20 protein-coding genes are annotated in these 21,613 nt (G+C 56.8%); 9 read left to right on the top strand and 11 right to left on the bottom strand.

Features of this window, described 5'->3' with window-relative positions:
* Positions 1 to 222: 222 nt before the first annotated feature.
* Positions 223 to 1,092 (bottom strand): hypothetical protein, encoded by an 870-nt coding sequence (locus tag Q0D52_RS01595; RefSeq protein WP_294379773.1) that lies wholly within the window; start codon positions 1,090 to 1,092, stop codon positions 223 to 225.
* A 127-nt stretch (positions 1,093 to 1,219) separates the two neighbouring features.
* Here Q0D52_RS01595 and Q0D52_RS01590 point away from each other — a divergent pair, with 127 nt between their 5' ends.
* From Q0D52_RS01590 to Q0D52_RS01580, 3 genes are read left to right on the top strand one after another with little or no spacing between them, the layout of a single operon-like run.
* The gene (locus Q0D52_RS01590; RefSeq protein WP_294379771.1) at positions 1,220 to 2,197 is read left to right on the top strand and encodes a nuclease-related domain-containing protein; all 978 of its coding nucleotides are present in this window, start codon (positions 1,220 to 1,222) and stop codon (positions 2,195 to 2,197) included.
* A gap of 54 nt (positions 2,198 to 2,251) precedes the next feature.
* Complete coding sequence (locus Q0D52_RS01585) at positions 2,252 to 2,548, top strand: hypothetical protein (RefSeq protein WP_294379769.1); 297 nt, start codon at positions 2,252 to 2,254, stop codon at positions 2,546 to 2,548.
* A 19-nt stretch (positions 2,549 to 2,567) separates the two neighbouring features.
* Entirely contained in the window at positions 2,568 to 3,158 is a 591-nt protein-coding gene (locus tag Q0D52_RS01580; protein ID WP_294379767.1) for a hypothetical protein, read from the top strand.
* Between the two features lie 69 nt (positions 3,159 to 3,227).
* Here Q0D52_RS01580 and Q0D52_RS01575 read toward each other — a convergent pair whose 3' ends face one another.
* Complete coding sequence (locus tag Q0D52_RS01575; protein ID WP_294379765.1) at positions 3,228 to 3,704, bottom strand: hypothetical protein; 477 nt, start codon at positions 3,702 to 3,704, stop codon at positions 3,228 to 3,230.
* A 343-nt stretch (positions 3,705 to 4,047) separates the two neighbouring features.
* On the opposite strand from Q0D52_RS01575, the gene Q0D52_RS01570 reads away from it, so the two are divergent.
* The 5 genes from Q0D52_RS01570 (at position 4,048) to Q0D52_RS01550 (ending at position 8,445) form a co-directional block, all read left to right on the top strand.
* Entirely contained in the window at positions 4,048 to 4,347 is a 300-nt protein-coding gene (locus Q0D52_RS01570; RefSeq protein WP_294379763.1) for a hypothetical protein, read from the top strand.
* A 122-nt stretch (positions 4,348 to 4,469) separates the two neighbouring features.
* The gene (locus Q0D52_RS01565) at positions 4,470 to 5,090 is read left to right on the top strand and encodes an MptD family putative ECF transporter S component (protein WP_294379754.1); all 621 of its coding nucleotides are present in this window, start codon (positions 4,470 to 4,472) and stop codon (positions 5,088 to 5,090) included.
* A gap of 25 nt (positions 5,091 to 5,115) precedes the next feature.
* A complete protein-coding gene (locus Q0D52_RS01560; protein ID WP_294379752.1) occupies positions 5,116 to 5,853 on the top strand; it encodes an energy-coupling factor transporter transmembrane component T in 738 nt (245 codons plus the stop codon).
* Positions 5,850 to 7,445: an ABC transporter ATP-binding protein gene (locus tag Q0D52_RS01555; protein WP_294379750.1), complete on the top strand. Its 1,596-nt coding sequence runs from the start codon at positions 5,850 to 5,852 to the stop codon at positions 7,443 to 7,445. The genes Q0D52_RS01560 and Q0D52_RS01555 overlap by 4 nt, the downstream gene beginning before the upstream one ends.
* 4 nt (positions 7,446 to 7,449) lie before the next feature.
* The gene (locus Q0D52_RS01550) at positions 7,450 to 8,445 is read left to right on the top strand and encodes a helix-turn-helix transcriptional regulator (RefSeq protein WP_294379748.1); all 996 of its coding nucleotides are present in this window, start codon (positions 7,450 to 7,452) and stop codon (positions 8,443 to 8,445) included.
* A 607-nt stretch (positions 8,446 to 9,052) separates the two neighbouring features.
* On the opposite strand, the gene Q0D52_RS01545 is transcribed toward Q0D52_RS01550, so the two are convergent.
* The 9 genes from Q0D52_RS01545 to Q0D52_RS01505 form a co-directional block, all read right to left on the bottom strand.
* Complete coding sequence (locus tag Q0D52_RS01545) at positions 9,053 to 15,736, bottom strand: FN3 associated domain-containing protein (protein WP_294379746.1); 6,684 nt, start codon at positions 15,734 to 15,736, stop codon at positions 9,053 to 9,055.
* Positions 15,737 to 15,906: 170 nt separating this feature from the next.
* Positions 15,907 to 16,038, bottom strand: coding sequence for a hypothetical protein (locus Q0D52_RS01540; protein ID WP_294379743.1), 132 nt, complete (start codon positions 16,036 to 16,038; stop codon positions 15,907 to 15,909).
* A gap of 61 nt (positions 16,039 to 16,099) precedes the next feature.
* The gene (locus tag Q0D52_RS01535; protein ID WP_366930320.1) at positions 16,100 to 16,471 is read right to left on the bottom strand and encodes an aldo/keto reductase; all 372 of its coding nucleotides are present in this window, start codon (positions 16,469 to 16,471) and stop codon (positions 16,100 to 16,102) included.
* Positions 16,472 to 16,567: 96 nt separating this feature from the next.
* Positions 16,568 to 17,389, bottom strand: coding sequence for a metal ABC transporter permease (locus tag Q0D52_RS01530; protein WP_294379739.1), 822 nt, complete (start codon positions 17,387 to 17,389; stop codon positions 16,568 to 16,570).
* A gap of 2 nt (positions 17,390 to 17,391) precedes the next feature.
* Positions 17,392 to 18,162: a metal ABC transporter ATP-binding protein gene (locus Q0D52_RS01525; RefSeq protein WP_294379736.1), complete on the bottom strand. Its 771-nt coding sequence runs from the start codon at positions 18,160 to 18,162 to the stop codon at positions 17,392 to 17,394.
* Between the two features lie 13 nt (positions 18,163 to 18,175).
* On the bottom strand, positions 18,176 to 19,165 hold the full coding sequence (locus Q0D52_RS01520) for a metal ABC transporter substrate-binding protein (RefSeq protein ID WP_294379735.1): 990 nt from the start codon (positions 19,163 to 19,165) through the stop codon (positions 18,176 to 18,178).
* A gap of 67 nt (positions 19,166 to 19,232) precedes the next feature.
* Positions 19,233 to 19,517: a hypothetical protein gene (locus Q0D52_RS01515; RefSeq protein WP_294379733.1), complete on the bottom strand. Its 285-nt coding sequence runs from the start codon at positions 19,515 to 19,517 to the stop codon at positions 19,233 to 19,235.
* A gap of 248 nt (positions 19,518 to 19,765) precedes the next feature.
* The gene (locus tag Q0D52_RS01510) at positions 19,766 to 20,152 is read right to left on the bottom strand and encodes a YbaN family protein (RefSeq protein ID WP_294379731.1); all 387 of its coding nucleotides are present in this window, start codon (positions 20,150 to 20,152) and stop codon (positions 19,766 to 19,768) included.
* A 529-nt stretch (positions 20,153 to 20,681) separates the two neighbouring features.
* Positions 20,682 to 21,242 carry a GNAT family N-acetyltransferase gene (locus Q0D52_RS01505; RefSeq protein ID WP_294379729.1) on the bottom strand — a complete coding sequence of 187 codons (561 nt, stop codon included), beginning with the start codon at positions 21,240 to 21,242 and terminating at the stop codon, positions 20,682 to 20,684.
* Positions 21,243 to 21,410: 168 nt separating this feature from the next.
* Between Q0D52_RS01505 and Q0D52_RS01500 the strand changes: the two genes are divergently transcribed.
* Positions 21,411 to 21,605, top strand: coding sequence for a hypothetical protein (locus tag Q0D52_RS01500; protein ID WP_294379727.1), 195 nt, complete (start codon positions 21,411 to 21,413; stop codon positions 21,603 to 21,605).
* Positions 21,606 to 21,613: the final 8 nt, after the last annotated feature.

Genomic DNA, 21,613 nt, shown 5'->3' with positions numbered 1-21,613 from the left:
CCGGGGTCCGGCATCTGTCGTTCGCCTCTTCTGTCGTGTTTGATGTTGCGTGTTCTGCGAGCGACCTTGCGCGGGCCGACCGGCCCGTTGCCCCAGGTGCACCCAGATAAATGGTACCCATCCGTTGGGACACGGACATTGCGGGAGGGCCGTCTGGGCAAGCAGGGATGGACGAGCGGCGGGGTTCTAAAGGCAATAAGTCGAGCCGAAGGGCCTTGTTCTCTATTTAGTAAAACGCGAGGGCGCAATCAACTCGACGATTTCCCCGAACCTTTTCTGAACCATATAGCGACTTGCGCTCTCGTCTCGAACCAGGCGGTTTTCCTCGTAGTAGCAGTCGTCGATGACCTTGCTGATCGCCGCCGCCGCCTCAATGAATCGCGGCCGCTCTTCAGGCGATACCCCGGCCGACTCGAAAACGGCCTCGTTGATCGCTTCCGCCTCCTGGAACTCTTCCTCAGGCGCGTCGAGCCCGGGTGCGACAAAGTCGTCGCAATACCTAAGGGCCCTGTTGACGAGCTCCTCCCCGTATTCGGCAACGACGGCCTCCTTTATATCATCTCTCTTGTCAGTAAGCCGAACCAAGCGCGCCATTTCGTCTAGAAGTTCTGGGAGGATGGGCGATTTTAGGATTTCGCTCATTATGGCGCTGTTCGAGCCCCGGCTTTCTCCAAGGTGATACTTGCGCTCGAAATGCGTGATTTTGCGAACTTCCTCAAGGGCGGATTCCTCTATCCCCGTGTACTCATGGGCATCCTGTGCTATGTAGGTCTTGCATTCGATATCGCCTATGAGATAGCCGAGATCGACCTCGAGCACCGCGGCGATTTGAAGCATGATTTCGAATTTGGGAAAAGGCCGCATATGGCCCTTCCTGTCCGGAAGTCCAGCATTGACCCATGCGCTGACGTTCTTTTGCGTAAACTGACCGTTTTCGCTCTCGGCATAGAACCGATTGTTTATCAGCTCCGCGAGACCATTCTGCGTTAGGCCCCGCTCCTTCATGAGCCCAGGGAGATTTGCTCGCCACGATTCAAGTCTCGACTTCACGACTTCGTTTGACTGCAGAACCTCTGCCTTTGGACCACTCATCTTCAATATCCTCCTAAGTGACTAAAGTACGATTGAATCTAAAGCTATTACCGTTCATCAATTCTATCATTCTGCTTTTCTACGAGGCATACTAACAGGCAGAGAGCAAGTAGACAAGGAGTGCTAGATGAGCAAGACCTATACCAACGAAGAGATCCTCGAACGACTCAAGAGTCTCGAGGGACTGCTTCTGGAGCGCGTTTTCGAAACCTCGTACAGCGAGAGCCTGCGTACCTACGACCTTATCGACCACCTGCGAAGCAAGGCCCATGACCTTGGGCTGGAAGGAGAGGACACATACATCGCCCTCATTCGGGATCTAGAGAGGCTCAGTTCGACCATAGGCGCGCTGATCAACGGGAGGCGCGGCGAGCTTCTCGCCGCAAAGAGTCTCAGATGTCTTCGCGGCAATAACATGTTGCTTTCCAACATCGCGCTTCCGAATGGAGGCTCGTTCGAGGAATACGATCAGGTTTTAATCGCCCGTTCGGGCGTATACGTGATCGAGGTAAAGAACTACAGAAACGACGTCGTGATAGACGATGGTGGAATCCTGCGCTGCGGCCTTCGCTCCTACAACGTCGGCGAGCGAATGCGTGAAAAGATGCATGCTCTTTGGGATGCAGTTCAATTCTCTTCCGACGGTTGCATGACCGAAGAGGACGTGCATGGCATGCTTCTTTTTGTGAACAACGACGCAAGTGTTACTGATCACTTTCATCGAGTCCCCGTGATGCGTTGTGGGCAGATTGTTTACAGCATCGAAGATGCAAACCGATGTGACGAGAAGCTGTCTTGGGAGGACATGGTTCGCATCAAGTCCGTCCTCCTCGCACGAAAGACGACGGCAGAGTTTCCAATGCCGCTTGACGAAAACCGTGTAAAAGGCGAGCTCGAGGATTTCCTCGATCTGGTCGAGGTCGAGACCGCAAAGAACGCTGCTGAATCAATAGCGGCTGATCACAAGCAAGTTGATTCTCCGACAACGCTTGATAACCATGCTCGACATTCGAAACTGCCCAGCTGGGTACCCGCCGTGGCAGCCGTCATCTCTGGCTTGGCAATAGGCGCGGGCGGGCTATTCCTGCATGTAAAGAAAGGATAAGGAGTCTGGCTGTTTAAAGCGGAAAGCGCAGATGGACTACAAAAAGGAGTAAGGATGACCGAAAACACGATGGGAACCGTTGCAATAAGCGACGCCTTAATTGGTGCCGTAAACGAGAAGGCTATTAATTGCCAAGGCATGTTCAAATCCCTCGTCGACGCGACGAGGGACATCACCGGGCCCCAAGCTGGCCTCCTTGGATGCCTCGTCGTTTCCATTGCCGGGGTGGCGGGATATGGAATATACGCCCTTTGCGACCTGGTCAAATCCGGACACCCCGTCGAGCTCACCTCTGGAGGGGTGCGCTTCGCGGCGAACACGGCAGCGCTCGGCGAGGCGAGCAGCCTCTAATCGGCAGACAGGAGAATCGATGCAGACTAAAGAAATACCCTCGATCGGGACCACGCTGACTTACGGCGAGGCAATTAAAGCATACGACCGCTTTGAGCGGACGCTGCTCGAGAAGGCGTACGGAGCTGAGCTCCTGCCCGCGGTGGGGTTGTACGACCTGCTTTGGCAGCTTGAGTCGCTCGCACAGAAGTTTGGAATCGAGGGTAAGGGGGCCTTCTCGAGGTTTAAAAGGGGGATCCGGCTGTTCTCGAGCGAGAGGACCGCTCTGGCGAACGGGGTGAACGGTGAGAGGTTCTATCTGCTACAGGACGAATCGGCGCTCAGGCAGCATGATGAGACGCATCTTTTCAAGGTCGGAATCGACGGGAACAAGCTTGCCGGCGACCTCGACGAGGCCCTCGAGCTGCTTTCAAAAGAATCTGCCAAGGTCGACGTGTACGCCGGCACCTATTCACCCGACCGATTGGAACGGGATTCCGACAGACTAGGTAAAGACCCTTTCATGAAATGGGCCGGAATCGGGTTTTGCGTGATGATGGTCTGCTTCGGAATCTCGATGCTCGTCCATTCGGTCTTTCAGATCGGCTTCTGCTCCAAGTGGTTTCTCTGATACGGGGTGGCCAAATGGGGGTGACTCCCGTCCAAAGCGTCAACTCATAGGCAAGCCACCTGAGACTACTCACTTTGCCCAACGATGGCGAAGACCTGTGACCTGCTTTTTTGCAAACGATGCAAAAGCCACCCGCGTTAATTCACTTATGATTGTAGCTGGCGGCTTGCACTCTAAAAGGCGGTTGAGTTTCAAAACGGGCGTTTTCGGCGATATCGAGGCTCCAAAGGCGGCTCGCCGTGTCCCTTGGGACAAAAACAAAAACTCAATACTCTGAGTTTGAAAAAAGTTTTTGAAGTTGTCCCAGCTTTTGTCCCCGAAGCCAACGAAACACGACACGGCGTTATCTGACGGCACTCGGCTCGAGGCGGCACCGAAAACTGGATGCAACTGGAATGACGGGACGGCAAAGCTATAACCATCGAGTGGGAATAGGCCGATAGGGTTCTGACCTGCACTTTTGAGTACCGCACTGTGCCGCTGAGTTTCGTTTCGTACGAGAGTCACGGCAAAGCCGCCAGCGACGGCGGTGAGTAAAACGATCATCGAGCCTCCGTTCCCGTACTGGGACGGAGGCTTTTTCTTTGTCGTTTCACTCCCTTTCACCTGCGATTATTTTCATTTTGGAGCTTGCGTGCTATTCAGGAGTGGAAAGACCCGACAGTGGTCTGATATTGGAAGCCCCACGCCCCTAGTGTGGGACGAGCGCAGCCTTTGCAAACCCTCACGATATTACATTGACAGCTGAATATAGCTGTTTACCTCGGGTTATAATCGCCTCAACCATTTATTTCCTCTAGATAGGTTGCCCATGATGTTTAACACCGCCGAATCGGTTCTTATTGTCGAGGCCTGAAACACCGGCAAGTTCTCCAAGCTTCTCTACAACATGATCGGAAAGAGCGATGACACCGAGGCTGGTCCGACCGGCCCCGTCGACGGCAGCGTCGATGCCTCCATCTTCAACGAGGACCAGTTCGCTCAGACCGCCATCTCATCGAGCCAGAAGATCGTCTTCATCGGCTGGCCGGAAGGCACCGGAGACTACATCGACGCGATTCGGCTCGACAAATTCCAATCCCGTGCTTGGTTTTGCCAAGATGGTACGGTACCCCCCACGCTGTGGCAGCGCCGTCCCGGGCGGTCGCAAATCGAACCCTTCCGTCCTGCAGGACGTGCGGCCTTTTAGAGCACGCGCGGCTATTTGGAGTTGCAGCTCTGTGCGTATTCGCCAAAATGGATTGTTGTTGCATAGTGCTAACTTCATAGAATACGCAGCGGCCGAAGAGTCGCACGGGAAAGGATTCGCACATGAAAACCACTGGGAACGCATCCGCTTCCACGTCGAAAACTGGAGAGAGACTAACAGGAAAAGACCTCATCAACGTAGGCATCTTCACAGCGATATACTTCGTCGTCGTGTTCGCGGTAGCGTGCCTGGGATTCATCCCCATCCTCATGGCAGCCATTTGCGGAATCATTCCGCTCATCGCAGGAATTCCGTACATGCTTTTTCTCACGCGCGCACGCAAGTTCGGAATGATAACGATACTCGGCCTGCTCACCGGCATCATCATGTTCATCACCGGCATGGGCTACTTCTCTATCGCAACAGGTCTCGTCTTCGGGATCATCGCAGACCTCATCTGGAAATCGGGAGGCTACGCGACAGCATCGCGTGCCATCCTGTCGCATGGCGTGTTCAGTTGCTGGATTATCGGCAACTTCCTGCCGTTTCTCATCACTGCAGACACGTACCTCCCCACCGTGCGCGCCCAATACGGCGACGCCTACGTGAATGAGCTCATGACCTATCTGCAGCCGGAGATGTATCCGGTTCTGCTCGTAGCATGTTTCGTAACGGGAATCATCGGTGGCTTCGTCGGGCGCGCCATCTTGAAGAAACATTTCGTGCGCGCGGGCATCGCGTAGAGATGCCGCGGAAGGACCTTAGATAATGGAACTGCTTCGGTCAAAGGCAGGAGAGCGGTCGGTGCGGCTCGACCCGCGCACAAAGATGGTGATGCTGTTCGCAATCTCAACAGTACTCCTGCTCGGAGGAAACGGAGGCGCGATGTTCGCCGTGCGCACGGCGATGCTGCTGTTTCCGTTCGGTCTGCTCGCGATATCAGGGCGCATGCATGCGGCAGGGCTCATGCTCGCGGCGTATCTCGGGTCTTACGCGCTCGCTGCGTTCGCCGCGCCCACGCTTGAAGGTATAGCGAACGCTATTACCGTTGCGACGGCGACTGTAGTCTCCCGCTTCGTGCCCACCCTTGCACTCGCATATTTCGTATTCGCCACGACGACGGTATCCGAGTTCATGGCGGCAATGGGGCGCATGCGCATTCCCGACTGGATTGCCATTCCGCTGTCGGTGCTGTTCAGGTTCTTTCCCACGCTTGGCCAGGAAGCGCGGGCGATCAACGCCGCCATGCGGATGCGAAACATCACCCCGATCTCCCGCGGGGCTTCCTATGTGGAAAACTGCCTCGTCCCACTCATGAGCTGCGCCGTCTCCATCGGGGAGGATCTGTCCGCGGCCGCCTTGGCGCGAGGACTCGGCGCGCCTTGGCCAAGAACGAACACCGGCAGCGTCGGGTTCGCATTGGTCGACGCTGTAGTTATCGCCGTGTCACTTGCCGCAACGGCGGCGCTCGCCTTGAGCCTCGCATTCCCGGAGGCGATTGCATGATAAAAGAAACAAAGACCGAATCCCCCGTCCTTTTCATGAGCGAAGCGTCGTTTTCCTATGCGGGGGGACGCTCCGGAGCAGGTGTCGGGGGAATATCCCTTTCGCTGGGGAAAGGCGAGGTTGCGTTGCTGTGCGGGCCGTCCGGCTGCGGCAAGACCACCGTCACGCGCCTCGCGAATGGCCTCGCGCCGCATTTCTACGAAGGGACGGAAACCGGCACCGTTCGCGTATGCGGCCTCGACGTCGCGCATGCGGAGCTCTGGGAGACCGCACGATTCGTCGGCAGCGTCTTTCAAAATCCCAAGACTCAGTTCTACAACGTCGATGTTCGGGGAGAAGTCGCCTTCGGATGCGAGAACCTGGGATTCGAACCCGCCGATATCGAACGGCGGGTGGACGCTTCGGCAAAGGAGTTCAATCTAACACCCCTGATCGACGAAAGCCTCTTTTCTCTCTCGGGCGGTCAGAAGCAGCGCGTGGCGTGCGCAAGCGCCGCGGCTACGTCTCCCGCGCTCGTCGTGCTGGACGAGCCGTCGTCCAACCTCGACTTCGAGGCAATCGCGCAGCTTCGCATGGCAATTTCGCGCTGGAAAGCCACAGGGACCGCCGTACTCGTGGCAGAGCATCGGATCCACTACCTTAAAGGGATCGCGGATTACGTGCTCTACCTCGACAACGGCCGCCTCGCGCGCCGATGGACGGCTGACGAGTTCGCGCGTCTCGACGATGCCGAGCGCATACGGCTCGGGCTGCGCGCGCAAAGCGTCGACGACGCCTTCCGAAACAGCGGTTGCTGTAGCGCTCCAGCGATGCCCTATACGCAAAAGGCGACGCTCGGAGAAAACGTGGTGCGCCTCGAGAACCTGACGGCACACTGCCGGAAAAACGGAGTCTTCGAGAAAACCCTCGAAATCGCCAGCCTCGAGTTTCCCGTCGGAAGCATCACGGCGCTTGTCGGCGCATGTGGCGCTGGAAAGTCCACCTTCGCCGAAGCCGTATGCGGCCTCAACCGATGCGACGGAACCGTGACCTTAGAAGGGGCTCGCCTGGGAAAGCGTGCGCGCAGGCGCAAATGCTTCATGGTCATGCAGGATGCGAGCCACCAGCTCTTCTCGGAAAGCGTGCTCGATGAGGTGGTGCTCGGCATGGAGGGACCCGACAGGCAGCAACGCGGGCTCGACATCCTGCGCGACCTCGACCTCGACCTGTTCGCCGAAGATCACCCGCTGTCGCTTTCGGGCGGGCAGCGCCAGCGCGTCGCCATCGCCCAAGCGCTTGCCACCAACCGGGCGCTCGTCGTCTACGACGAGCCGACGAGCGGTCTCGACCTCTTCCACATGCGACAGGTTGCCGAAGGCATCCGCCGCGTGCGTGAACGAGGCATCACGCAGGTCGTCATCACGCACGATCCGGAGTTCGCGCTATCGTGCTGCACGCACGTCGCCGTAATGGACAGGGGGAGAATCACGGAGGCTTACCCGCTCGAAGAAAGCGGCATCAGTCGGCTAGCGTCCTTCTTCCAGTCGGAATACCATGCAGGAGAAGATGATTCGTCAATCCGCAAGACACCTTCTTCGCGACAGAAGGAGTGAGGCCATGACAGTATTCGACATACTCGCAAAGAGAAATGCCGACAAGCTGCGCGCCGTCAGAGCGGACGGGGCGTCCGTTCGATACCATCTGCGCATGGACGGCAGCGAGGCAGGCGCCATTGACGTGTTCGAGCTCTTCAACGGCGTTTCCCTGGCGTTCAACAGCATCCCCCAAGGCACCGCGTCATGGGACGACATCGAGCCGCTCGAGCTCCAGATTGACTGGTGCTTGCGCGGTAGGTTCCAACTTGACGATGGCATCCGCCTCGGAGACGGTGAGCTTGCCGTGCATGACGAGCGGGTTAGAAAGCGCTCCATGAGGTTTCCCGCGCCGCTGTACACAGGATTTACCATCAGAATCAGCCGGTCGGAGGGAGCGGAGGTTCTCTCCCGCCTCCTCTCCCTCGACTTCGATGCCCTTGCGCAACGGCTCACAGGGTCGAGCGGCTGCAAGATCTACGCACCCGACCCCTCAATGAAGGCTCTTCTCGAATCGTTTTGGAATATCGACGAACGGGAACCGCTGATGCGGCTGCGTCTCAAAACGCTCGAACTCATCTCCCTTGTCAACGCGACCCCTCGTCTTGCCCCACGAGCAGAAGACTATCTGCAAAGAAGTACTATCGAATCTCTTGAAAGGGGCATGAGGCTTCTCGGATCGAATCTCGAGCAGAACGTCGCAGTGGCAGATGTGGCAGAAGCGTCATGTATGGGCATATCCGCTTTCAAGGAAAAATTCACGAAGGCGTTCGGGATTGCGCCGATGGCATACCGCCGCCAATGCCGTATGGGGCGCGCCGCCCAGCTTCTTGTCGCTACCAATAAAAACATATCGGACATTGCACTCTCCGTGGGATATCGCAACCCGAGCAAATTCTCCGCCGCTTTCGCGGCAACCTTCGGACGATCGCCTTCAGGGTACCGAGCTGCAAACAGCTCAGGTAGCGTAAGTCGCGCATCCTCGGATCGAGCTCGAAACAGCAATCCTCGCCGCTCATGAACACCGGCGCATGAAACGCGTGGCTCAAGAGCGCTGTAAGACAGTATGACCCGAGCCGTTGGCGACGACGAGCGTACAATAGGTGGATAGCAACTAAAAAGTGTATTAGTTATACCGAATGATTTGAGGTTTTCTGGAATGTGATTTAGTTCGCCCAGTTCCCCCGAAAAGGTACACGAATAAAGAAAACCGCAGCTCAAACACTGTAAAGGCTAGGTTGAATCGAGTTTCAACCTAGCCTTTTTCGTTATGTTTGTTAGAGCTGAAGCGCACTGGTTATATCCAGTGCGCTAAGTTTGTAGCGATGTTTCAATTGATTTATTTTATTCTGAGAAGTGTCATTCCCAGTCTTCGTCTGTGAATGACACTTCTTCATTCATCAAGTCACCACCGACTACCAATCTTGTCATCGTCGAACGCCCGGGAACGCACAGCGTCAATATCTCGCCATCGCCGAACGCTTTGGAACGAATGGGGCGATTGCTGCCGCGGCGAAGCGCTCAGGGATAAGCCTCGGAGGCATCGTGCCAGCTAGCCGCGTGCCATTTGAGGCGAGGCGGAGGCGATCCGACGAGGCGGAGCGCCTCCGCAGGGGCTGCCCGCGCAGCTAGCTCTGCCGTTCGCGCCTGCGTTTGAGCAAAGCGCAGGTCGCCGCACCCGCCGCGAGCACAGCACCCGCAACAAGCGCCGCAACCGCCCAACCAGACGAATCGCCGGTTGCAGCACATGCTACACCCGTTGCCTCGGCATTGGCATCGTCTTCTTGCTCCGCACCTGAAGCGCCGCTCGCACCTGGGTCTGCGGCGGAATTGCCGCCTTCTGAGGTATCGCCAGAAGTAGCACCCGACCCACCAGGCTGCGCTGTTCCGCCGTCTGGATTGCTCAGATCGGAGCCAGGCTTTTGACCAGGATCAACAGGCCCAGGATCGGGACTAGGCTCCTGAGAATCGGCAACCGTCACATTAAGATTCAACCGCTCGCTATAAGCTTCGAAGGTCATGCCTTCTTTGTACGCCGCAATTCGGAATCGCGTATTCTGCGTCACCGGAACAGGAGCCGTGTACTCAACGCGCGAACCGTCTTCAATGCACGGGCACGTGTCGTCGGTGGTGTAATAGATAGTTGCGCCTTCCGTACTGCAGGAAAGATCCAGAAGAGAGCCCTTCGCAACCTCGATCGAATTCTCCTTCGGCGAAGCTGCGTCGAATACGGCGCCGTCAATCGTTGCCACGGGACGTGCGGGCTGCGCCGCATCAGACGTCACACGCACGGCTATCTCCTTAGTAAGATCGGTGCCGCTTGCAGAAAGCTCAAGCGTCGTCATGCCAGGCAATTCGCCTGCCAGCAGGAAGCTCGCCTTGCCCTCTGCGTCGGTCGTGGCCTCAACCCACACGCTTCCGTCCGCATCGCTCTGGAACGCGGCGCCTTTGAACGACGCAAGGCTACCCGATTCCAGCTTCGCAACCACGCGCTGACCAGCCACAGGCGACCCGTCGGCATAGCGCACATATGCGATAACCTGCACCGGCTCGCTGGCATTCTGCTGAAGCACCACAGCGTTTTCGAAATTAGCCACAAGTTGGGAGGGATGTTTGGAAACCGTCAGCTGCTGCGACCAATTCTCCCCCTGCGTTGCCAGAGCCGTGCCCACATAATTCTGCAAGCCCTTTATGGCGAGGTTCACCTGGGACCCTTCAGCAAGCGAGCTTTTCGGGTATATCCGCAGCACGCGAGAAAGCGTGCCGTAGCCATCCGCCTCGGACGCCTCCTGAGGATCAACCCACTCTATGCGTTCGGCGGCAACTCCATCCAGGGTCGTCTCGAGGGAATCCGATGCCTTCATGTACTGGTCGAATGCGATCTCGATACAGTCGGGATCAGCCCAGGCTTCTTGAACCTCGGGTGTTTTTGAGGACTCTAGCTTGATGTTCACACCTGTCTGAATCGGAAGCACATTGAGCCACTCGCTCGCCGAATCGCGATAGCCGTCCTTGCTTACGCGCACCTGGTACTGACCTGTGGGAGTATCCCACGCGAACGAACCATCGCCGCTGGTCGTTTGCGGGTTTCGCTGCTCGTACGCCTCAGCGTTCCATTCCTGCTCGGACCCGCCGGAAGCGGAGCCCCTTGTCCACAACGTAGCCGTTGCACCCTCTACGGGATTGCTCTCCAACGCCTCATACACCACGCCCGATGGGTCGAGAATGACATTCGCACCATAATTGCAGTAGCGAACATCCGACCCATAGAAACGGTCCCAATCGATCGTTTCACGGTATTCATCGTCCTCGCTTTTCTTCTTCCCGGAATTCTTGCATACGCTCATGCGATACGCCGTTGCCTCGGCGTATTCGTTCTTGGCAACGTCAGCCCAAGGAGCGCGCAGCATGCGAGCAGATGTCGAAGCCACATCGGCACACAGCGAAACCTTGGAAACGAAGTTGCCAATAAGGTCGGAATACCCATACACTCCCGCAGAGCCCGCCGCCCCGAACGAGCCCGAACCATAAAGGCTGCATACTGACAGCATGGCGTTCAGCGTTGAGGTGCCGCAGCCCCTCATAACATCCGAATAGTTGTCGTCATCTTCGGCAACAAGGTATTCCTTGTATTTCTCGGCGGCTTCAAGCTCAGCATACAACGCGTCGAGGCAGCGCCGGCAATCGCTGTCGCAGGGGTTGTACGCACGCCAGTATTTAATGAGCTGGTAGATATTCTCGATGTCCGTTTCGATGAGACGAATCTCGTTGCCGCTGTCAATGAGCGAATTCTTCGCGCTATCCATACTGAAGTAATCGTTAGCCAAGCCGAGCACGCCCGTTACGCCCTTGCCCGTTTGCATCATCTTGTTCGCTCTACCAATTTCCTCCATTTCCTTCTCGAACAAGTTCGCTTTCGCATATGCCTCCATAAGAGGCGAAACCTCACTTACCGGCATATTCTTCATCAAACGTCTGTTGATGATGTTCTTGATTGTGAGCTTATTCGCATAATCGAAGCCCTGCGATGCCAGTTCGAGCACCTGACCTCGTACAATGCTCCACGCTGATGACCACATATCCGCTTCGGCGGCGTCGCTACGCTCATGAGCTTCATCGAAATTGGACGTATAAGTCGTAACACGCGCAGGCGCCTCGACACCCTGGGGTGCCTCTTCTGTCACGCGAGCGGTCATCCCCGAGTAAATCCCAGGCGTTTTGCCGTCTTTACCATTCTTCTGTTCTTCGGTGACGAAGTAATCACCCGTAAAACGACCATTCGTCGAAGAGGATATCTGCTCGCCCTTCGCGTTATCTCCGTCCGAAATGGTTAGCGTATCGCCGCACTCCTTCTTCATGACGTCGTCTATCAGGGTGTAGGGCGAACCCGATTCGCTCGGCGCGCCCACGCCCGATTCGCGACCCAGCTTGTCAAGGCCGTTCACGATTGTCTTTTGCGTATTGCGCGCCCATGCGTTTTTCTGCTCGATTTCCTGCTGAACTTCATCGAAGGACTTGCGCGCAATGTCGGTGAGTTTTTGCTCGTTGCCGTTCTCATCGAGAATGACATTGCCGTTGCCGTCCATCAGAATCTCGTCGCCATACCACTCCTTGAGCTCGGCATCGGTGGGAGCCGTCCAGCTGATATCGTCTGGAAGCTTCCCTGTGAAAATAGGCGAATCGATCGAGGCAATCCAGAGGTCGTCGTCGGGAGCGAGCGCAGATCCGAAGTCGCGGAAATCGGGGCGCAACGCTTCGATTTCGGCAATGGTGGCCTGTACGTCTTCGCTGTTCGCATCATCTCGCTCGGCGAGCTGCGCTACAACCTCGCCCAAAGAGGCATCGACTTCCTGGGCTTGCTGCTTGGCGGTGTCATCCACCTCAAAGCCCGCCCAGTAGTCCGCCCAGAAGGCACTGTATTGCTGCTGCCTTTCGGCAACCTCATCTTCAATGCGCTTTTTCGCGCGCTCTTCGTAATCTTCATCAAGGTTTGCCTTGTAGGAAAGCGCGAAGTTGCTAAAGCTGTAGCTTTCGGGAATGAAAAGATTCTTCGACTGGAGCAATTCCGAGAAGAGATACCCCTCGCCCTCGTTTTCCTCAAGCAACGCCAGGTATTCTTCGTCTACGTATTCGCCCACGTAACGCGAGCCCTCGTCTCCTTGCGATACAAGGGCAAGAGGTACCGCAACAATTTCCCCATTTGCCAGCTTCGCGTACATCATAAGCACATCGCCGGCATTGATCTGCGCAGTGGCGTTGTCAACCGTCACATCAAACGTCCAATATGCATTCTTTTTCTTTGGGAATTGATACAGAACGGTGAGGCTATCGTAGGTCTCTTTCCCATCAACGATTCTTGTTTGGGTTTTGCCCGCATTCGTTATGCTGAACGTCTTGATTTTCGCACCTGGGCGATAGAAGCAATCGAGATGAGCATCAACCTGTCCACTTTTCGCATCAAGTTTTACGCAGTCGCCGAACAGAAGACCCTGGGTGACTTCTTCGGGAATGTCAAATGAAATCTGCGCATGACCAAGCGCGTTCGTATATGCCGTTCCCACCGTTTGGCCAGCAATGGAAAGCTCGATAAACGACGAAGGCACGCCGTACACCGTAGCCTGATTGCCAGTATCTTTTACGCAGTTGTCGGCAACCTTGACCGTCATTCCTCGTGCGAGGAATGACGCATCGCCCAGAGGAATCACCTTATCGCCCGCCTTGAGCGACACGGGAAGCGAGTAAGCCTGCTGCTTATCGGGCGTAAACGCAATATAGAGCACATCAGAGGTCGTTTGCGCATCGACATTAACAACCAGGCTGTCCCCATACACCCCACAAGACGCATTACCTGAGCTTTTCAGTGCTGCGCTTACGCCGTGATAATCAGCGGAAGGAATGCCGAAGGTGAATTCGAGCGGCATTGGCTTATCGAGGTCATAGGCCACTTCGATTATTATTTCGCTCCCAGCAACCACACCGTCACCCGGGGCTTGTACGCGCGCTGATTTCACCCCCGCATTCTTCAGCAGCTGCTCTTTGTCGTAATCGGGCACGTCGAGCGTCACCTCAGACACTGAATTGTCGGTTATTTCGACTTCGGCTTTCGCGTACGGAACGCCAGAACGCTCCAACACTCCCAGGTTCGATGCAGAGAGCACCGCGTCTGGCTTGCATGCCGCCACAACATAGGTTCCCGCCTTCAGCTTGCCCGTAGAAAGAATCCAATTGGGGTTTTCCTGACCATCTGGCCATACAACCGACGTGTAGCTGTCCACGACGCAACGCGCATTCGCGTCGGTCCCGCTGAAGAGGAATACGCGACTGCGGCCCTCATACGCGGCGTTCGTGGACACACGTGCGCCGCCCCATGAAGAAAGGGTTGCCTCGAAACCGCCCCGTTCGCTGCTGTAGGCAACCGTAGCGCCCGTAAGCTTCAGCGAATCGCTGGTCGAAACTTCGAGCGAAAGCCTCTCGAAGTTGCCCTCGTTCGCAAGCGCTTCGGAGAGCACAACAGAATTGCACTGCACGACGTAATCGGCGTCTTCGCCCGAAGCCAGATCGACGCCATCGCGCTTGAGCTTGAACGATAAACCAGGATTGCTCGTAATATTCGTGAGCGCTTCTTCGCCTTCCGCATTCGCGGCGTTCTTTGTATAGACGCTTATCGGGAGCATGCGCTGAACGGCGATCTTCTTGAAATCAGACGCGGCAATTGTTCCCAAATCCCACGAGGAGCCCATCTGCGATGCGGTGCGCAGGTAGTTTTTATCATAGTACCCAGCAATTTGCACGGTGATGGAACACTCGGTAGCAATTGCTGCGTCGGGGCACGTGAAAGATCCGTCTTCGGCTAGCGCCAGTTTTTTCAATGCGCCGTTTTGCTCCATAACTACCGACACGTCGCCGGGAGCAGCGCCTTCAGGAAGTTCAACTTTGCCGGTAACCGTGACAACCGACGATTCATCGTCGAGCCATACGTAGTTATAGTGCTTGGAGGATTCGGTATCCTGTTGCGAAAGGCGGTACGGGTCAGAATCGGTGCCGTCGCTCTTCTTCTTGTAGGCATACACAGTTGTACCGTCATCGAAGGGGAGAGAAGGGTAGTCTTGGTCGCTGTCGTACTGGCTGCCAAAACGAATGTCGGGATTGTCGAACCGCACCTTCAGAGCGCCGCACGTCGTAAACGCTCCGCCGTCAAGGTATTTAAGCGATTTTGGAAACTCAATCAGGTCCTGCTTCGCAAGGCCGTTACAATTGCTAAATGCCCCGCCCGCAATGCACTCAATGCCCTCTTCGAATTGCAAGTCGGTCAAAAAAGCATTTGTGCCATCCTGCATAAACGCATCCATGTTGATCTTTTTGACGAAGCTGGGGATTGAAAGCGAGCTAAGGCGATTGTATTTGAAGCCGAAGCCGCCTATGTACACATCATGGCTGCCGTCAAACAGATCGCGGAAGTTGACGGACGTAAGACCAGCATCGCCCTCGGCAATAACCACGTCGCGCTCCACGCCGTCAGTTGTACCGCTGTAGTTTTTTTCAATGTAGGCATACACCTCAGCATCGTGCAGGGGATTTGGCTGCGGCCAGTCGACTACAAAGCTCCACCCCGGCTGATCCCAGTAGCCATTGTCTTGGATGAGCGTACCTGCCCACATCTTTTTACCCTCGCAGCCGACTTTCGTTTTCCAGCGCTTGGCTGTCTCGGTTTTGTCGACGTTGCCCTCGCCGTCTACCGTAACGTGTTTGTCGTAGTTGTCCAAGCCAAGCAGCGACTGCGCATCCACACCTTGCTTAAAGGGGTTCGGACCTACTTCGGGGTCGTCGGCGAGAGTAGCGGCGTCATCCTGCGCAGCAGCTGCGTCAGCGCTGGCGCTTGCGCTACTGCCCTGCGCGGAAGCTGCATCGCGAGCGGCGGATGGAGCCGAATCGGAGCCGGCCTCTTCGCCATTTTTGTCAGAAGCCGCCCCAGGCTCGTTTCCTTCGAAAATGACGGCAGCATCGATGTCCGTGCTGCTTTCGGGAATGGCCACCTTCTGCGAATCGGGGGCATCGGTGCCATTGGCCATGCCTACGGCTTCAGTGTTCGCAGCATCGTCTGATGCGCTGGCAACATTCGCCGCAACGCCAGCTTCGCCCTGGGCAACCTCGGCTATGCCAAAGCTAGGAACGAGTCCTATTGCAAGCACCAGCGAAAGCATGCACGCGCATGCCCGTCTTCCTCTTGCGCGCAATGTCATCCGCTTTTTCCGACGCGTGGCATTTCGTTTCATAGCAGCGTCCTTCTCTTTTTGATTTTGCTGATACTTCACGCTAATCTTTGCGCTAATGAGAAAGGAATTCCTAGGTTCGTATATGCGAACCTAGGATTCAACTGGGACAATGATACTGCTCGTATAGTTGGCTCCGTCTAGCAAGGTCAAGATCGCAAGCGCATAACGCGCCAGGAAAGCATCAGCTGCAGAAAAAAAGGAGGGTGTTCCTAAAGTTCTGTCAAGAGGGATTCGCCCTTTCGATGGGCGTTTTTGGCAATGCTGACGCAGGCCGTTAGGCTGCGTACGGAACCTTGTCCCCCATGATCGCGTCCTGCGGTCTGCACGATCTTCTCCTTCATGCCGATTCCTTCCGTATACGTAACTACCTAGATGCTTGTAAAACTTGAGCGGCCAAGCACCCTACAGCCTGCCGCCGAACACCGGGAAAGAACCGGACTCGCCGTAGTCTTCGATGCGATCGACGTTCTTCAAAGTCTCCATGTCCTCTGCGGAAATCTCGAAGTCGACGTCGCCGTTATCCTTCATGTGCTGAGGGTTTGCGGTCTTGGGGAGGGTTATCATCCCAAGCTGCAAATCATAGCGAATGCAGAGCCGCGGCACGGATACTCCGTACTTGTCGGCCATCTGCGCGATGACGGGGTTCTTCAACACCTCGCCATGAGCCATGGGGCTGTACGCCTCCATGACGATGCCCTGTTCCTGGCAGTACTCGATAAGCTCGATCGGGGTGTTGGAGATATGGCGCAGCACCTGGTTGACCATAGGCTTCACCTTCACGCTCAACGTCGCCACCAAGGAGGAGGCCCGCGCCCTCTACGAGCTCGTCGAGGGCCGCAGCCAGATTCATTCGACGATCTTCTGCATCCATCAAGAGGTGCGCTTGCCTACCGCCTTCACGGCGATGAAAACCAGCAACAGCGTGACTTCCGCCAGTACGATCGCGCCGCCCGACTTGAAGCCGAACACATATGAAGCCACAAGCCCGGCGGCGGCGCTCATCACGCCCACCGCACACGAAATCGCGATAGTCTGCCTCCAGCTGCGCGCCACCACCAGCGCGCAGGCCACGGGCACGGTCATCACGGAGCTCACGATCAGCGTGCCGACCGTGCGCGACGCGATGGACACCGCCACGGCCGTTATCAGGATGAACGCGAAGTTCACCGCCGTCACGCGCACGCCGGCGAGCCGAGCGGCGCGCTCGTCGATGGTCACCCAGAACAGCTCGCGGCGGAACACGAGGCACAGCGCCGCCACCGCGACGCCGAGCACGACAACGGCCGTAAGCTCGTCGTCGCCCACCGTCACGATGCTGCCGAACAGGAAGCTCGAGAACGTGGAGCTATTCGGCGTGAACCCGGAAAGCACGCCGGCAAGGCCCACGCCCGTCGCCATAACGACGGCAATCGCAAGGTCGGCATGGCCTTCGAAGCGGCGGCGGATACCCTCGATAGCGAGCGCCGCCGCAACGCAAGCAACCGCGGCGCCTGCGACGGGGTTGATTCCGCCGATAAGCCCGGCGGCCACGCCCGCGAGCGAGGTGTGCGAAAGCGCATCGCCCACCATCGACAGGCGCTTGAGCACCACCACGACGCCCACCAGCGGAATCGCCGCGCCAAGCACGACACCGGCGATGAACGCGCGCGTCATAAACCCATGGGAGAACATATCGGCAAGCAGCTGCAGCATCCTTAAGCCTCCCTTTCCGGGACGCACGCGCGGTGGTCGGACGCGCTTCCCCCGCACTCTTCGAAGGCTCCCGATTCTAAGCGCAGAACACGAGCCGGAAACCCGGAGAGGCGACGCGTGTCATGCGTCACCACAACCACAGACCGCTCCCTTGCGGCCGTGATGTCACGCAGCAGCAAGGCGAACGACTCGACCGCGTCGACGTCCATCCCGCTAGTCGGCTCATCGAGCACGAGCAGATCCGGCCGGTTGACAAGGGCGCGAGCCAAAAACACCCGCTGCATCTGACCTCCCGATAGTTCCCCGATAAGCCGTTTGGCAAAGCGGCTCATACCGACATCGTCAAGAGCCTGCTCGACAGCAGCGTTATCGTTTTCCGAGCGAGGCGGAAACCCCTTGCGAACGGCATAGCGATTTGCGGCCACCACTTCCCGGACGGTCGCCGAGAATCGCTCGTAAGTGCCCGCAATGCGCTGGGGAACATACCCGATGCGCCGCCAATCGCGAAACGAGGAAGCCGAAGCGCCGAACAGCTCGGCGCTCCCCGTCGCCGGGGAAAGCGCACCGAGCATGACTTTGAGCAACGTCGACTTCCCGGCGCCGTTCTCCCCTACGATCATGCAGGTTTCGCCTTGCTCGACGCGCAAATTAGCATCCACAAGCACCGTCGATTCCCCGTAGGAGAACGACACATGCGACATCCGCACCGAGCACGGCGGCGCATCGCCTACCGAGGTACGGCCTCTTGCGAATTCGCCGAGGTTTCCGCTCATACCCATCCCCGCCTTACTGCTGGTTCAGCGCGCTGACAAGCTCCTTAAGGTTGTCGCGCATAACGGAGAAGTAATCCTCGCCGGCATCGAGCTCGTCCTGCTCGAGCCCTTCGACGGGGTTCAATACCTCGCATGAAGCACTCGTCTCGTCGGCGATCTGCTGGGCAACCTTCGGGCTCACCAGGTCTTCGGAGAAGATGACCTTCACGTTATGGTCGCGCACGAACCGCACGATTTCGGCCATGGCCTTCGCATCGGGCTCGCCTTCCGCGTCCATACCCGTGATGGGCTCCTGAGTCAGGCCGTAGGCATCGCACAGATAGCCGAACGTCTCATGGGACACGACGATAGTCTTGCCGGAAGCCTGAGAGAGCTGCTCGGAGAATTCCTTGTCGAGAGAGTCAAACTCCCCCGCCCACTTCGTGTAGTTCGCCTCGTATTCGGAAGCGTTGTCGGGGTCTGCCTTTACCAGCGCGTCCTTGATGTTCTCGGCTTCCTTCTTCGCGTTTTCGGGCGCAAGCCACACGTGCGGGTCGTGCTCGCCAGCGTGTTCGCCCTCATCGGTCCCATCAACATCGTAGCTATGGTCGGCGAGGCGCAGGTTAATGCCGTCGGATGCGCAAACAACGGCGCCGTGGAGGTTCGAGGAGGCCAGGGTATCGCTAACCCAGCCCTCCATGTCTGCCCCGTTGTAGACGAAGACATCGGCGCCTTCAATGGCCTTGACGTCGCTCGGCGACGGCTCCCATTCATGCGGTTCAGTTCCCGCCGGGCAGAGGTTCGTGACTCCAACGTGTTCTCCTCCGATTTTCTGGGCAAAGTCGGCCATCGGGTAGAAGCTTGCCACCACCTGGACCTTCTGGGATTCGTTTGAGGATTGGCTATCGTTCGCAGCCGCATTCGAGTTGTTCGAGGTGCCGGAGCATGCGGAAAGCCCCACGACGCACAGCACGGCCACCACAGCCGCGAAAGCTGCATACATCATCTTATTCAGTTTCACCATTGGTATATATCTCCTGCTAGGAATGCCTTTTTGCGGGCATGACGTACATAATCGAGGAAGATGTACCCTAGCAGTCGAGCCTCACCTTAAGTCCGACCAGCGTATTAGACGCCGCATGAAAGGGTCGCGCGGCGATCAGCAGCACGAATACAGCAAAAAGAGCAGCTTCGGACGCCGCGACAGCAACGTCAGCGGCGGTTTGGATGATAGAAGAAGCGATGGCGAGTACCTGGCAAACCTGGCACTCATCGCCCTGGCAGTCATGCTGAGCTTCGGCAACGATGAACAGGGCAGGCGCGAGCAAGACGAAGGTCAAAACCAGCGCGGCAATACGTGTGCGCACGTTATTCATCGGGGCCCTTCCCGCTGCTCGCAGCGCGTTCCTTCGCGCACGCTTCGCACGTGCCGAACAAGACGGTGCTCAACATATCAAGGCGAAAGCCATGCTTGGCCAGCATATGGGCGGACAGGGAGTTGAGAACCGTTCGCATATTAGAGTGAGGCATGCGGGTTGTCAAGAACGTTTCGCAAATAGCGAAGAGTTATTTCATGACGACTTGCCCGACACCCGGTGCAAAAAAGATCTAGCGCTGCCCCCCATCATTCAGCCCCTTTTGCGGAAGCCGTTGGAACATGGAACCCGATCAGCCAAAACAAGAACACCGCCACGCAACCTAACATGACCCACACCAAAGGACGGGCAACCGCAAATGCGCTTATCGCCATAACGGCATAGGAAACGCCCAATATCGAGGCTTTCTTGCAAAGAGGGATGCCTTCGCCGGAATTGATAGGCTCGACGTATGCTTTATACACTTTCGTTTTAATCAGCCAGTTATTCAATCGTTGCGAACTGCGCGAAAACAGAAAGGCCGCAGCAAGGAGAAGCGGAGTCGTGGGCAATACGGGCAAGAATGCACCGGCGATGCCCAAGGCAGCGCACAGGCAACCAACAGATACGAATACAACTTTCTTGATAGGATTCACGAGTGCTCCTTTGCGCTCTTCATTAACCACTTGCTAGATATCGCTTTTGCGATAAAGCGCCCGGACGACGCTGTCTGGAATAACCTCGCGACCCGTGCGCAAGATATCGGCGGGCAGTTTCTTATTTTGCTCGATACCGATAATCTCATCCACGATACGATCGCCGACTGCTCCTCTCTCGCTTCCTTATCGCGAAAAAGGACGATATCCAACGACGCAACGTCGTCGTCAACATTAAGCGACGGGGAAAGGGCAAACGGTCGCAGAAGAGCCACTTGCCGCGCATCGCCAACCGAATCGGCTATTCAAAGCCGAAATACGCAAGAGCATCTTGGAGAAAGCTCAGCGTGCGTCGTTCATGTACCACACCTTCTCCTACGAAAAGAGCGATTTCAAAAGCGACACGGCGCTCATCACAAGAATGAAAAGGGATATGGTCAACCTGATCTTCGACAACCTGAAATACCTACAGCGTTTCGACAAGGTGAAGGTCTGCTACGATGACGGACAATACATTGTCACCAAGTCCCTACACGACGCAATCGAGCATGCCCCGACTCAGCCAATCACCTCTTGTCAGGCACGTGATTTGCTCTGTGCGGGTGTCGCCCATCAGCTCGCAGTAGACGTCCTTGCGGGTGCGGTGCCAGGAGAAGCCGCATTTTTCCTGAACGCGTTTCGATTTCTCGTTCCCGTCAAAGTATCCGCACCAGATTTTGTCCAGCTTCAAGTCCTCGAAACCATGGCGAACGAGCTCTTGAGTCGCCTCCGGTATCAGCCCTTTGCCCCAGAACGGGACGCCGATCCAGTAGCCGATTTCCCCCTCGGTGTCCGGGATCTTCTTGTCGGAGCGCGCGCCGATCATCAACCCTATGCTTCCGATGGCCCTGTTGTCTTCTTTCAGGCAAACGGCGTACGTCTCCGGCGCGGAGAACACGGTGCGGATGATTTCCGCGCTGTCCTCAACGCTCGAGTGAGGTGGCCAGCCGGCAATCGGCCCCACCCTGTCGTCCTTCGCGTACCTGTACAGGTCCTCTGCGTCCGTTTCAGCCCATGGGCGCAGTATCAGCCGTTCCGTTGTCAATTGCATATATATTCTTTCGACTAATTTGAATAGATGTTGATGGCTCCATTGTATTCGTTACGGCAGAACTCGACACAGGTGATGCTGTATTCGCCTGGCCTGCGAGAACCTTGAAACGGCAACCGTCCGTTGACATAAGATAGCCAGTCGCTTGGAGACGAGGGCCGCAAGGGCATGACGGCGCAGGAGCGCAACAGACTCTTGACCTGCTTCAGCTCGTTCGTGGATTGGCAGACGGATCGGCTACGCTATGCTGGACAGCTTCGTGAGGGATGCCCGCACGACGACTTCGCGGCCGAGCCCACGAACAAGGCGCTCAAGGCCGAGTTCGTCTACAGGAATCGGTTCTCGATGCTACGCGAGCTTTAGGCGAAGCC

Source organism: uncultured Senegalimassilia sp. (genome assembly GCF_934630535.1).
Classification (GTDB): Bacteria; Actinomycetota; Coriobacteriia; order Coriobacteriales; family Eggerthellaceae; genus Senegalimassilia.
Note: the sequence above shows the minus strand (reverse complement) of the source record. Positions and strands in the feature narration are given on the sequence as shown.

Coding starts and splice junctions, on each gene's coding strand:
- Q0D52_RS01585 (WP_294379769.1), top strand. CDS start 2,252: ATGACCGAAAACACGATGGGAACCGTTGCAATAAGCGACGCCTTAATT.
- Q0D52_RS01570 (WP_294379763.1), top strand. CDS start 4,048: ATGATCGGAAAGAGCGATGACACCGAGGCTGGTCCGACCGGCCCCGTC.
- Q0D52_RS01565 (WP_294379754.1), top strand. CDS start 4,470: ATGAAAACCACTGGGAACGCATCCGCTTCCACGTCGAAAACTGGAGAG.
- Q0D52_RS01555 (WP_294379750.1), top strand. CDS start 5,850: ATGATAAAAGAAACAAAGACCGAATCCCCCGTCCTTTTCATGAGCGAA.
- Q0D52_RS01575 (WP_294379765.1), bottom strand. CDS start 3,704: ATGATCGTTTTACTCACCGCCGTCGCTGGCGGCTTTGCCGTGACTCTC.
- Q0D52_RS01540 (WP_294379743.1), bottom strand. CDS start 16,038: ATGAAGGAGAAGATCGTGCAGACCGCAGGACGCGATCATGGGGGACAA.
- Q0D52_RS01550 (WP_294379748.1), top strand. CDS start 7,450: ATGACAGTATTCGACATACTCGCAAAGAGAAATGCCGACAAGCTGCGC.
- Q0D52_RS01515 (WP_294379733.1), bottom strand. CDS start 19,517: ATGAATAACGTGCGCACACGTATTGCCGCGCTGGTTTTGACCTTCGTC.
- Q0D52_RS01520 (WP_294379735.1), bottom strand. CDS start 19,165: ATGGTGAAACTGAATAAGATGATGTATGCAGCTTTCGCGGCTGTGGTG.
- Q0D52_RS01525 (WP_294379736.1), bottom strand. CDS start 18,162: ATGAGCGGAAACCTCGGCGAATTCGCAAGAGGCCGTACCTCGGTAGGC.
- Q0D52_RS01595 (WP_294379773.1), bottom strand. CDS start 1,092: ATGAGTGGTCCAAAGGCAGAGGTTCTGCAGTCAAACGAAGTCGTGAAG.
- Q0D52_RS01500 (WP_294379727.1), top strand. CDS start 21,411: ATGACGGCGCAGGAGCGCAACAGACTCTTGACCTGCTTCAGCTCGTTC.
- Q0D52_RS01580 (WP_294379767.1), top strand. CDS start 2,568: ATGCAGACTAAAGAAATACCCTCGATCGGGACCACGCTGACTTACGGC.
- Q0D52_RS01505 (WP_294379729.1), bottom strand. CDS start 21,242: ATGCAATTGACAACGGAACGGCTGATACTGCGCCCATGGGCTGAAACG.
- Q0D52_RS01530 (WP_294379739.1), bottom strand. CDS start 17,389: ATGCTGCAGCTGCTTGCCGATATGTTCTCCCATGGGTTTATGACGCGC.
- Q0D52_RS01590 (WP_294379771.1), top strand. CDS start 1,220: ATGAGCAAGACCTATACCAACGAAGAGATCCTCGAACGACTCAAGAGT.
- Q0D52_RS01560 (WP_294379752.1), top strand. CDS start 5,116: ATGGAACTGCTTCGGTCAAAGGCAGGAGAGCGGTCGGTGCGGCTCGAC.